The sequence below is a fragment of the Luteimonas sp. FCS-9 genome (assembly GCF_001014645.1).
Classification (GTDB): Bacteria; Pseudomonadota; Gammaproteobacteria; order Xanthomonadales; family Xanthomonadaceae; genus Luteimonas.
This window is the reverse complement of record NZ_LASZ01000002.1, coordinates 99,835-112,021: the sequence shown is the minus strand read 5'-3', so window position 1 is coordinate 112,021 and position 12,187 is coordinate 99,835. Positions and strand designations below refer to the sequence as shown.

9 protein-coding genes are annotated in these 12,187 nt (G+C 72.3%); 8 read left to right on the top strand and 1 reads right to left on the bottom strand.

Annotated features, from left to right (window positions below; translation table 11 throughout):
- Positions 1-40 precede the first annotated feature (40 nt).
- The 4 genes from WQ56_RS02155 to WQ56_RS02140 are packed head-to-tail and all read left to right on the top strand — an operon-like array spanning position 41 to position 6,064.
- A complete protein-coding gene (locus WQ56_RS02155; RefSeq protein WP_052772776.1) occupies positions 41-2,074 on the top strand; it encodes an amidohydrolase family protein in 2,034 nt (677 codons plus the stop codon).
- A complete protein-coding gene (locus WQ56_RS02150; RefSeq protein WP_047135431.1) occupies positions 2,074-3,300 on the top strand; it encodes an amidohydrolase family protein in 1,227 nt (408 codons plus the stop codon). The genes WQ56_RS02155 and WQ56_RS02150 overlap by 1 nt, the downstream gene beginning before the upstream one ends.
- Positions 3,297-4,583: an amidohydrolase family protein gene (locus WQ56_RS02145; protein ID WP_047135430.1), complete on the top strand. Its 1,287-nt coding sequence runs from the start codon at positions 3,297-3,299 to the stop codon at positions 4,581-4,583. Before WQ56_RS02150 ends, WQ56_RS02145 begins: the two co-directional genes overlap by 4 nt.
- A complete protein-coding gene (locus tag WQ56_RS02140; protein ID WP_047135429.1) occupies positions 4,580-6,064 on the top strand; it encodes a hypothetical protein in 1,485 nt (494 codons plus the stop codon). Before WQ56_RS02145 ends, WQ56_RS02140 begins: the two co-directional genes overlap by 4 nt.
- A gap of 20 nt (positions 6,065-6,084) precedes the next feature.
- On the opposite strand, the gene WQ56_RS02135 is transcribed toward WQ56_RS02140, so the two are convergent.
- On the bottom strand, positions 6,085-6,573 hold the full coding sequence (locus WQ56_RS02135; RefSeq protein WP_047135428.1) for an Lrp/AsnC family transcriptional regulator: 489 nt from the start codon (positions 6,571-6,573) through the stop codon (positions 6,085-6,087).
- 146 nt (positions 6,574-6,719) lie between these two features.
- Here WQ56_RS02135 and WQ56_RS02130 point away from each other — a divergent pair, with 146 nt between their 5' ends.
- Genes WQ56_RS02130 through WQ56_RS02115 form a run of 4 tightly spaced genes read left to right on the top strand, consistent with a single transcriptional unit; the run spans position 6,720 to position 12,185 of the window.
- Positions 6,720-7,772 carry a pyridoxal phosphate-dependent aminotransferase gene (locus WQ56_RS02130; protein WP_197076406.1) on the top strand — a complete coding sequence of 351 codons (1,053 nt, stop codon included), beginning with the start codon at positions 6,720-6,722 and terminating at the stop codon, positions 7,770-7,772.
- The gene (locus WQ56_RS02125) at positions 7,769-9,145 is read left to right on the top strand and encodes a glycoside-pentoside-hexuronide (GPH):cation symporter (protein WP_047135426.1); all 1,377 of its coding nucleotides are present in this window, start codon (positions 7,769-7,771) and stop codon (positions 9,143-9,145) included. The genes WQ56_RS02130 and WQ56_RS02125 overlap by 4 nt, the downstream gene beginning before the upstream one ends.
- The gene (locus WQ56_RS02120) at positions 9,142-10,599 is read left to right on the top strand and encodes a hypothetical protein (RefSeq protein WP_052772774.1); all 1,458 of its coding nucleotides are present in this window, start codon (positions 9,142-9,144) and stop codon (positions 10,597-10,599) included. Before WQ56_RS02125 ends, WQ56_RS02120 begins: the two co-directional genes overlap by 4 nt.
- Entirely contained in the window at positions 10,599-12,185 is a 1,587-nt protein-coding gene (locus tag WQ56_RS02115) for a hypothetical protein (RefSeq protein WP_052772773.1), read from the top strand. Before WQ56_RS02120 ends, WQ56_RS02115 begins: the two co-directional genes overlap by 1 nt.
- Positions 12,186-12,187 lie beyond the last annotated feature (2 nt).

The window sequence follows — 12,187 nt, the reverse complement described above, 5'->3', positions numbered from 1 at the left end:
CACCGCCGCCCGGGCCGCCCCGACCGTCCTGGAGACATCGATGCGCCTGTTCGCCACCGCCGGCCGGCTGGCCGGCCTCGGCCTGATGTTGACGCTGTTCGCCGCGTCCGCGACCGCGCACGCCGCCGCAGTCGACCCCGCGCGCTACACGATGGTCGCCAACGGCGAGACGGTCGGCCATCTGCGCGGCGAGGCCGACGGCGACACGCTGCGGATCGACTTCCACGTCGACAACAACGGCCGCGGTCCGAAGCACCGCGAGACGCTGACCCTGTCGGAGAACGGCGTCCCGCTGGTCTGGCGGATCGAAGGGACCTCGCTGATGGGCGGGCCGGTGGAGGAGCAGTACGGCTTTGCTGACGGCGTCGCGCGCTGGCGCAGCCAGGCCGACAGCGGCGAGACCCCGGCGCCGGCCGCGCCGCTGTACGTCGTCAACGACGCCAGTCCCTGGGCGCTGATCGTCTACGAACGCCTGCTACGCGCGCAGCCCGACCAGCGCATCGACGTGGTGCCCGGCGGCCGGCTGCGGCGCGAGACGGTGACCGCGCTGCCGGACATCGGCGGCGGACTGTCGCTGGTGCGCATCGTCGGGCTCGACCTGGCCCCCGAATACCTTGCGCTCGACCGCGACGGCGAGGTCTTCGCGTTGCTCGGCAGTGCCGGCACCGCGATCCGCGAAGGCGAGGAAGCCGCCGCCCAGGCTCTGGCCGCCGCGGTGGCCGAGGCCGAGACCGCGCGCAACGTGGACCTGCAGCATCGCCTGGCCGGCGTCCACGCCGAAGGTTTCGCGGTGCGCGACGTACGCGTGTTCGATCCGGTCGCCGCGGCGATGTCCGCGCCGTCCACGGTCGTGGTGCGCGATGGCCGCATCGACCGCGTGGTCGCGGTCGACGCGCCGCTCGACGCAGCGCTCGCTGTATACGACGGCGGTGGCGGCGTGCTGCTGCCGGGCCTGCACGACATGCACGCACACACCTCGATCGAGACCGGCTGGTGGTACCTGGCCGCGGGCGTCACGACGATCCGCGACATGGGCAACGACAACCAGCGGCTGGCGGACCTGATGCGGCGTATCGAGGCCGGCGAACTGGCCGGACCGCGGATCGTGCGCAACGGCTTCCTCGAAGGCCGCAGTCCCTACTCGGCGCGCAACGGCGTCGTCGCCGACACGCTCGAGGAGGCGTTGCAGGCGGTGCGCGACTACGCGCGCGACGGCTTCTGGCAGATCAAGCTCTACAACTCCATGCCTCCCGACTGGGTGCCGGCCATTGCCGCCGAAGCGCACCGGCTGGGGCTGGGCGTGACCGGTCACGTGCCGGCGTTCACGACGCCCGATGCGATGATCGAGGCCGGGTACGACGAGATCGCCCATTTCAACCAGCTCGCTTTGGGCTGGGTGCTGGAAGAGGGCGAGGACACGCGCACGCCGCTGCGCCTGACCGCGATGGCCCGCCTGGCCGGTCTCGACCTGCAGGCCTCGCCGCGGGTGGCGCGTTCGCTGGCGCTGATGCGCGAACGTGGCACCGCGCTCGACACCACGGCGGTGATCCTGGAACGGTTGATGCTCAGCCGCGCCGGCGGCATCTCGCCGGGCGGCGAGCACTTCCTGGACCACATGCCGGTCAGCTATCGCCGGTTCCGCTATCGCACCTACGTGCCGGACCTCACGCCCGAACTCGACCGCGACTACCACGTCGGGGTCGAGAAGATGCTCGAGGCGATGAAGCTGCTGCACGACAACGGCGTGCCGCTGCTGCCGGGCACCGACGACGGCACCGGCTTCACCGTGCATCGCGAGATCGAGCTGTACGCCCGCGCGCTGGGCAATGCCGACGCGCTGCGTGCCGGCACCGTCGGCGCGGCGACCTACCTGGGGCTGGCCGACAACTACGGCACGCTGGCGCCGGGGCAGGCTGCGGACTTCTTCCTGGTGCCGGGCGATCCGCTGCAGGACATCGACGCGATCCGCAAGGTGCGCCTGGTGTCGCGTGCCGGGCACGTGTACCAGCCGGCGGCGATCTACGAGGCGCTTGGCGTGCGGCCGTTCGTCGACGCGGCGGAGCGGGTGCGGTGATGCGCGCAGGATGGGCGGTGGCGGTCCTGTGCCTGGCCGCCGGCATCGCGCCGGTCGGGGCGCAGGACCTGGTGGTCCGCGACGCGACCGTCATGACCGCGTCCGATGCCGGCACGCTCAATGGCGCGGATGTCTGGGTGCGCGACGGCCGCATCGCGGCGGTCGGGCCCGATCTCGCGGTGCCGGCCGGCACGCCGGAGGTGGACGGCCGCGGCCTGCACCTGACGCCGGGCATCGTCGATCCGCATTCGCATCTGGCGACCGGCGGCCACAACAACGAAACGAGCGCGCCGTTCACGCCCGAAGTGCGGATCGTCGATGTCATCGATCCGCGCGACCGCGAGTTCACGCTCGCGATCGCCGGCGGTACGACCACGCAGCTGATCCTGCCCGGCTCGGCCAACCTGATCGGCGGGCAGGGCGTGGTGGTCAAGAACCGCATCGGCGAACCGCTGGAGCGCATGGTCGTGGCCGACGCGCCGATGGCGGTCAAGTTCGCGATCGGCGAGAACCCGATCCGCACCTACGGCGCGAAGGGGCGCTCGCCCGCCTCGCGCATGGGCTCGGCTGCGGCCCTGCGCGAGCGCTTCGCCGCGGTGCGTGCGTCCGGTGCGCGCACCGCGGCGGCGGGCAAGGACGGCGACGCGGCGGGCAAGGAATCGGACCGCATCCTGCGTGAGCTGATCGCCGGTCGTGCGTATGCGCACATCCACGCCTACCGCGCCGGCGAGATGGAGACGCTGATCGCGATCGCGCGCGAGGCCGGTTTCACGATCCGCGCCTTCCACCATGCGACCGAGGCCTACAAGATCGGCCCGCAACTGGCGCAGGCCGGCATCGCGGCGGTGGTGTGGAGCGACTGGTTCGGAGTCAAGGCCGAAGCCTGGGACGCGATCCCGTGGAACGGCCCGATGCTGCTGGAGCAGGGCGTGCACGTGGCGCTGCACAGCGATTCGGTCGACATCACCCGGCGCATGCACCAGGAGGCGGCGAAGGTCGTGCGCTACGGCGCGACCCGCGAGCAGGCACTGCGCATGATCACGCGCGATGCCGCGTGGGTGCTCGGGCTCGAGGACCGGATCGGCTCGATCGAGGCCGGCAAGGATGCGGACCTGGTGCTGTGGGATGCCGACCCGTTCAGCGCCGCGGCGCGGGTGCAGCAGGTCTACATCGACGGACGGCGCTACTTCGACCGGGCGACCGCCGATGCGGAGGTGCCGCGATGAGCCGCCCGGGCACGGCGCTGTCGTGGCTGGTGCTCGCGGCCGCCGCGACGGTGGCGGGCGCCGTCGCCGCGGCACCGACCGCGATCGTCGGCGCGCGACTCCTGCCGGTCGCCTCGGTGCCGATCGACGTGGGCACGCTGGTGATCGACGACGACGGCCGCATCGCCGCGCTCGGCCCGGTCGATGCGGTCGCCGTGCCCGCGGGGGCGCGGACGATCGACGCGCACGGCATGACCGTCTATCCGGGCCTGATCGATTCGGAGACCAGCCTCGGCCTGGCCGAGCGCGACATGGAGTTCGCCGCGCACGACGTCCTCGAAGCGTCTGCGCCGATGTTCCCGCAGGGGCGCGTCGCCGACGCGTTCAATCCCGATTCCGCGCATCTGGAAGTCGTGCGCGCCAATGGCATCACCCATGCCGTCGTCGCGCCCGGCGACAGCCTGCCGGCGACGGGACAGGGCGCGCTGGTGCAGCTGGCCGCCGGGCCCGGTGGCCATGTCGTGCGCTCGCCGCTGGCGCTGTATCTCAACGTCGGCGAGCGCGTCGGCGGCGACGGCGCGCCGGAGACGCGCATGGGCGTGGCCGCGCAGCTGCGGCAACTGCTGGCCGATGCCCGCGCACGGCTCGCCGATGCGTCCGCGCGCACCAAATCTGATCCGCGGCTCGATGCGCTGGCGCCGGCGTTGCGCCGCGAGCAGCCGGTGGTGATCTCGGCGACCTCGTCGCAGGACGTGCGGCTGGCACTGGCGCTGGCGCGTGAGTTCGACCTGGACCTCATCCTGTCGGATGTCATTGACGCGCAGGACCAGTTCGATGCGATCGCCGCGGCGGACGTGCCGGTGATCCTGGGCCCGATCCAGTTGCTCCCGCGCGATACGCAGCGCTACGACGCCCATTACCGCGTGCCGGCGCAATTGGCCGCACGCGGCATCCGCTTCGCGTTCTCGTCCGGGGGCGTGGCGCAGATCCGGCGCTTCGGCTATCCGCGCATGGCGCAGATGCGCAACCTGCCGTACCTGGCCGGCTTGGCCACCGGCTACGGGCTCGATGCGGACGTCGCGCTCGAAGCGCTGACCCTTGCGCCCGCGCGCATCTGGGGCGTCGACGACGCGCTCGGCAGCCTGGCGGTGGGCCGGCGCGCGAACGTCGTCGTCGCGACGGGCAGTCCGCTTGAACCGACGAGCGACGTGCGCCATGTGTTCATCGATGGCGACGAGGTGTCGCTCGACAGCTACCAGAGCCGGCTCCGCGATCGTTACCGCGCCCCGGGGAGCGGTCGTTGAGCGTCGGCAGGCCGGCGCGTCGCTTCACAGCTGCCTGGCGCGCGATCGCGTGGCTGGCACTGGCGGCCGCGTGCGTGCCGGCCGGTGCGCGTGCCGATGCCGGGAGGGCCGCGGCCGCCTGGACGCAGTGGACGTGGCCAGGCAGCACGCGCGCGGCGCCGCGCGAGGTCGCCGTCGTCGCCGAGGCGCTGCCGCTGCCGGGTGCCGACGGCGGGATCGACGCGACCGTGTTCTCGACCGGCTATCTCGCCGGAACGCCTGGCGACGCATTGCGGCCGGTGGTGTTCTTCTGGAACGGCGGGCCGGGCAGCGCCGCGGTCGGCCTGCACGCGACGTTCGCGCCACGCACGCCCGGCGCGGCGCCCGCCGACGCCGGCGCACGCGGCAGCCGCGACAATCCCGACAGCCCGATCGACATCGCCGACCTGGTGTTCGTCGATCCGGTCGGCACCGGCTACAGCCGCGTGCTGCGCGAGGGCGCCGGCGCTCAGCACTGGGGCGTCGCGCAGGATGCCGACTCGGCCGCCCGCTTCGTCGCCGCTTGGCTGCGGCGGCACGGCCGCGAGGACGCACCGGTGGTGCTGGTCGGACAGAGCTACGCCGGCATCCGCGTGCCGTTGGCGGCGCAGGCGCTGCTCGACGCGATGCCGGGGCTGGACCTGCGCGGGTTGCTGCTGGTGTCGCCGTCGACCGGCGGGCCGCGCGGCGATGCGGCCGATCCTGACGCGCAGGCGCGGCGCGCACGCACGCGCTGCCACGGCCAGCTCGCGGTCTACGTCCAGACCGCGGCATTCCACGGGATCGGTGCGCAGGCCGGGCGCGCGCCCGCCGACATCGCTGCCGACGTGGAGGCCTTCCTGCACGCGCGCGATGTGTTCGCCGCCGACGACCACGCGCGCATCGCTGCGGACATCGGTCTGCCCCGGTCCGAGGTCGCCGCCGCGGACGGCTGCGTGGCACCGCTGGCGTTCCAGACCGGCCTGCTGGCCGCGCGCGGCGACCGCATCGGCACCGCCGACACCCGGCTGCATGCACCACTGGCGCTGACCCGCACGCGCCAACCGCCGTACGACGATCCGTCCACGTCGCCCTACACGCTCGACTACGACCTCGATGCCGCGTGGCGGCATTACCTGCGGCACGAGATCGGCTATCGCAGCGAAGAGGACTACGTCCGGCTGTCGCTGGCCGCGCACGGCGCCTGGGACTGGACGTGGCCGGCGCACGCTGGCGCGTCCACCACGACGGTGCTCGCCGGGCTGCTGGCGCGCGTGCCGGCGCTGCGCGTGCTGGTCGCGGTCGGGTACTACGACCTGTCGGTCCCGTACCTGGAGCCGGTGCGCGCATTCGAGGCGGCCGGGCTGCCCGGCCCGCGCTTCTCCATCGAACGCTACCGCGCCGGCCATGCCGTGCACGGCGATCGGGACGGGCGCGCGCGTGCGTTTGCCGACCTGCGTGCGCTGATCGGAGGCGCGCGATGAGCGCGCCGGTCCCCGGCGGCTCAGCCGGCGCGATAGGCCGACAGCGGCAGCGCGGTGCTGGCCTTCAGGTCCTCGACGACGATCGAGCTGCGCATGTCGGAGACCTCGCCGCAGCCGGCCACCCGGCCCAGGATCTCGCGGAAATGGTCGAGATCGCGGGTGACGGTCTTGATCAGGAAATCGCCATCCCCGGTGACCATCGCGCAGTCGAGGATCTCCGGGCACTCCTCCACCAGTTCGCGGAAGGCCGACGCCGGATCCGCGTTGTGACGCAGACGGACATGCACGTAGCACTTCAATCCAAGACCGAGCCGCACCGGCTCGAGCAGCGCGGCGTAGCCGCGGATCAGGCCCGCGGCGCGCAGCGTCTTGATGCGGCGCGAGCATTGCGAGTGCGACAGATGCACCACCTCGGCCAGTTCCATCATCGTGATGTCGCCCTGGCGCTGCAGGGTGTCGAGGATGCGCAGGTCGTGCTGGTCGAGACGGACGTCGGCGGACGGGGACATCGCGGCGTGGCTCCTGGCTGCGTCGACGGAATGGTCCGATCATACGAGAGCGGAGTGCGCGCATGACCATGCCATCGGTCGCTTCGTACGCCGCATGGGTCCGGGATATGGTGGCGGCCTGCCACGCGCGTTCCGGAAGCAACCAGTTGTTCGACAGCGCCATCGAGGAACCCACCGCGCTGCTGGCGCACCTGACCGCCTCGCTGGACTTCTCCGCGTCCGGCCACTACCGCAGCACGTTCCCCAGCGGCAATCCGCTGATGCTGGACGCGCTGTCCAGGCGCTACGGCGCGGAGGCTGACCGCATCCTCGCCACCGCGGGCGCGTCGGCGGGCGTGCAGATCGTCTGCGCCGCGCTGCTCGGGCCGGGTGCGCGGGTGCTGGTCGAGCGTCCGTACTTCGAGATGCTGGTCGACCTCGCGCGCAGCGTGGGCGCGGAGGTGGACCATCTCGACCGAGATCCGTCGACCGGCGCGATCACGCCCGACGCCCTCGATGCCGCGATCGGCCCCGAAACCCGGTTGGTGCTGCTGACCAACCCGAACAACCCGACCGGCTTCGTGCTCGACCGCGAGGCACGCCGCGCGCTGGCGGCGGTGGCGCAGGCACGTCGCGTGCCGGTGCTCTTCGATGAGGTGTATGCCGGGTTCACCGAGGCCGCGCCGCCGCACACGCTCGCCGCGCACGACTCGCCGTGGTTCGTCAGCGTCGGCAGCCTGAGCAAGCTGTACGGACTGCACGCGCTCAAGTGCGGCTGGATCGTTGCCGGGACCGCGGTGCACGACCGCGTCGCACAGGCCTACCGGCGGCTGGAGAACGGCGCCTCGCGGCTGACCCATGCGATCGGCGCGCGCGTGCTCGAAGCGCCCGAGCCGTTCGACGCCCACTGGCGCGGCGTGCTGGCGACCTCGCGGCCGCTGGTCGAGACCCGGCTCGCGGCGCTCGAGGACGCGGGCCTGATCCGCGCGCAGCTGCCGGCAAGTGGCTGCATCGCGTTCCCGCGGCTGCCCGACGGCTGGTGCGATGCGGCCTTCAGCGCGTTCGTCTGGTCGACGCAGGCGCTGGCGGCCGCACCCGGTAACCTGTTCGGCCGGCCGGGCCACCTGCGGATCGGGTTCGGACGCGAGGCCGCGGACGTGGCCGAGGGCCTCGACCGGCTCGAGGCGGGGTTGCGGGCCTTCGGGACACAGCCGCGATGAGCGGCGCCTCCTCGCTCGGCGCGGTGCCGAAGTTCGGCTGGGCGTTCGGCCAGTTCGCGCTGGCCTCGCACATGGCCATCATCAGCATCTACCTGATGTACTACCTGACCGAGGGCCACGGCATCTCGGCTGGGATGGCCGGCATGGTCCTGCTGCTGCCGCGGATCTGGAACGTGGTCACCGACCCGCTGATGGGCGCGGTGTCGGACCGCACGCGATCGCGCTGGGGGCGTCGCCGGCCGTACCTGGTCGCCGGCGCGCTGGTCTGGGGCGCCGGGTTTGCGGCGATGTTCGCGCTGCCCTCGCATGCCGATCCTGCCGTCACCGCGCTGTGGTTCGTCGCGGTCTACCTGGTGGTCAACACCGGCGTCACGCTGTACCACGTGCCGTACTCGGCGATGGCGCCCGAGATGACGCGCGACTACGACGAGCGGCTGAAGCTGATCGGCTACAAGGAGATGGCCGCCCGCATCGCCGTGCTGCTGGCGATCGCCGGCGCGCCGCTGCTGCTGGAAGCCGCGGCGACGCCGGCGCAGGGCTACCGCTGGATCGGCCTGGCGTTCGGCGGGCTGATCGTGGTGTCCGGGCTGGTCGCGTTCTTCACCACGGCCAGTGCACCGGCGGTGGAGTTCCAGCCGCAGACGATGTCGCTGCGCGCGCAGTGGCACACGCTCAGGCGGAACCGGCCGCTGGGCATCCTGTCGCTGGCCTACCTGTTCGGCAACATCGCCAGCGTCGCCTTCAGCGCGCTGTTGATCTACTTCATCACCGTCGTCCACGGGCAGTCGCCGGCGTTGATGGGCGTGCTGTATCCGGTCGGGGCGCTGACCAGCGTGCTCCTGACGCCGGTCTGGGCGCGCATCGGTGCGCGCATCGGCAAGCGCGAGGCCTGCCGGATCGCCTACCTCGGCCTGATCGTGTGCTGGCTGTGCCCGGGCCTGGTGCCGCAGGGGGCGGTCTGGGCGTTGTACCTGCTGATGTTCGTGCACGGCGCCTTCAACGCCGCGGCCGAACTGCTGCCCAATGCGATGGTGCCCGATACCGTCGAGTACGACGAGCTCAACAGCGGCAGCCGCCGCGAAGGCACGATCTACGGCGCGTGGATCTTCGTGCAGCAGACGGGCATGGCGCTGGGCGGTTTCGCCGCCAGCGTGGCGCTGGTGTTGCTGGGCTACCAGGCCGGTGTGGAGCAACACCCGGGGTCGGTCGTCGCCGGCCTGCGCTGGGGCTTCGCCGTGGTGCCGGCGGCTGCGCTGGCGGTGGCCTGGTGGCTGGTCGGCCGCTACGACCTCGACGCCTGGCGTTTCGCCGAGATCCAGCACGCACTGGCGGCGCGCCGCGCCGCCGCGAACACGGAGACCGCTGCCCGATGAAGACGTTCGCCTCGACCTGCCTGCTGATCCTGTCGACATGGTGGCCGGGCGCTGCGCTGCAGGCCTCGCCCGTCGCCGACGCGCGGCTCGAACACGTCGGCACCTTCGGCGGGACACAGGTGCGCTACACCTCGCAGATCGAGACGTTCCGCGTCCGCGACGGCGAGGGGGCCGCCGACATCGTCGTGATGAGCCACGTCGCCGCCAACGGGGACGCCGCGCGTCCGGTGCTGTTCGCGTTCAACGGCGGGCCGATCTCGGCCTCGTTCTACCTGCATGCCGGTGCGCTCGGTCCGCTGCGGGTGGCGTTCCCCGATGCGCTCGACGCCGATCCGGCGATGTTCCAGACCGTGCCTAACGCGTACGCGATCCTCGATGTCGCCGACATCGTGCTGTTCGACCCGGCGGGGACCGGTTTCAGCCGTGTCGTCGACGGCACGCCTGCGGGGCACTTCCACTCGGTGGAGGCCGACGCACGCCAGCTGGTGGCGATGATCGAGGCGTGGTCGCAGCGTCATGGGCGTCTCGATTCGCCCAAGTACCTGCTGGGCGAGAGCTACGGCACCCTGCGCGCCGCGGCCGCCGCGCACCAGATGCAGTTCCGCGACACGCCGATGCGCATCGACGGCGTGTTCCTGCTGGGGCAGGCGCTGAACATCATCGAGTACGCGCAGCGCGAGCAGAACATCGTCAGCTACGTGGTGTCGTTGCCGACCGTCGCGGCGACCGCCTGGCACCATGGGCGCGTGGCGCGCGACGGACGCGCGTTCGAGGACTGGCTCGACGAGGTGCGGCTGTGGGCGCGCACCGAGTACCTGACCGCGTTGTTCCAGGGCCAGTTCCTGCCCGAACCCGAACGGCTGCGGATTGCGCGTCAGCTGCAGGCCTATACCGGCGTCGATGCGCAGGTGCTGCTGCGCGAGGACCTCAAGCTGACCAAGGACGAGCACCGGGTCGAACTGCTGCGGGACCAGGGTCAGGTGCTGGGCGTCTACGACACGCGCTACGCCGGCCCGCCGGATCCGGCGCGGGCCTCGCCCGCGGCGACCGATCCTTCCGGGATCACCGGGCCGGCCTTCCGGCGCGGCCTGGAAGACCTGTTGCGCGTGCAGTTCGGCATCGAGGACGCCGCCGGGTATCGCAGCTCGGCCGATATCGGCGGCATCGACGCCTGGACCTGGGGGCGCAGCACCTCGCCGTTCGGCGACTGGCCGTACATGGAATGGATCCGCGAGGTCATGGCGGCCAATCCTGATTTCCGCGTGGTGATGGGCCACGGCCACCACGACACGGCGACGACCACCGGCGCGTCCGACTACGCAGTCGCACATTCGGGCTGGCCGCTCGACAGGGTGCGTTCGGTCTACTACGTGGGCGGGCACATGCCCTACACGATCGAGAGCAGCCTGGCGCAGTTCGCCGACGACCTGCGCACGTTCGTGGGCGGTCGGTGATGCGCGCGCGCCGCCGCGGCGACGGCATGCGTGGCGCGGTCGCGCTGATCGTGCTGGTCCTCGTGGGCACCGGGACGGTGGCGGCCGCGCCCACCGATGCCCCGGCCGCTGCGTCGCCTGTCCCGGCCGACGCGGTGGTCGTCCCCGTCGACACTCCGCTGCTGCCGCGCGTCGAGCGCCATCATCGCGGCCGCTTCAATGGCCGCGCGCTGCGCTACCGCAGCGTTGTGGAGGAATGGCCGCTGCGCGACGCGGACGGTACGACGATCGCGTCGATCGTCTCGACCAGCTATCTCGCCGAGGGTGCCGATACGGCGCGTCCGGTGATCTTCGCGTTCAACGGCGGGCCCGGTTCGGCGTCGATCTGGCTGCACATGGGGTTCCTTGGGCCGAAGCGTCCCGATTACGGGACACGGGCAGGCGACGACGAGACCGGGCCGCCGACCGCACCGCCGTTCGCAGTGGTCGACAACTCCGAATCACCGCTCGACGTGGCCGACATCGTGCTGATCGACCCGCCCGGCACGGGTTTCTCGCGCGTGTTCGGCGAGACGAATGCCGACCGCGTATTCGGCGTGCGCGAGGACGCCGAGGCGGTCGCCCGCTTCCTCGGCGACTGGCTGCGCCTTCACCGCCGCGAAGGCAGTCCGCGCTATCTGATGGGCGAGAGCTACGGCACGGTGCGCGCGGCCGAGGTGGCCCGCCTGCTGGCCGGCGGACCGACCGGCAGCGGTCGCATGGACGGCATCACGCTCAACGGCGTGATGCTGCTGGGCCAGTCGATGGACGGCAGCCGCCGCACGCCGGAACTCGCGTCGGCGACCGGGCTGCCGAGCTACGCAGCCACCGCGTGGTACCACCGCGCGGTGCCGCGCGACGCCACGCTCGAGGGGCACGTCGCCCGCGCCCGCGCGTTCGCCGAAGGCCCGTACCTGCAGGCGCTGTTCGCCGGCTCGCGGCTGCCTGCCGAGGCGCGGGCGGCCGTCGCCGCCGAACTGGCCGCGCTGACCGGCATCGCCGCCGCGCGCTGGACCGCAGTCGAGCTGCGCATGGACGCGGCGACGTTCGGCCGCGAGGTGCTGCGCGACATCGGGCGCCAGGTCGGGGCCTACGACAGCCGGTTCACCTTGCCGCTGGCGGCATCGGGCGGCGATCCGGTGGCCGACGATCCGGCGATGGGGCAGTACGTGCCCCTGTACGTGGCGACGCTGCAGGCGCACCTGCGCGAGGCCCTGGGCGTACGGACCGACCGCGCGTACAACGCGATCGAGTTCCGCCGCATCAACGCGCGCTTCTGGAAGGGCCAGCCCCCGCTGCAGGACGACCATGCGCGGTCGCTGGCGGTCGCGATGCGCCGCAATCCCGCGCTGCGCGTGCTGGTGGCGACCGGCCACTACGACCTGGTAACCACTGTCGGCGCGGCCGACCAGGCGGTCGCACTGTCCGGCATGGATCCGGCGCGCGTGACGATGCGCACCTACGCCTCCGGCCACATGCCCTACATCGGCGCGGGCAGCCGCGCACAACTCGCGGCCGACGTCCGCGCATTCGTCACTGGAGGATCGTCCAATGGCACCACGCCCTGAAC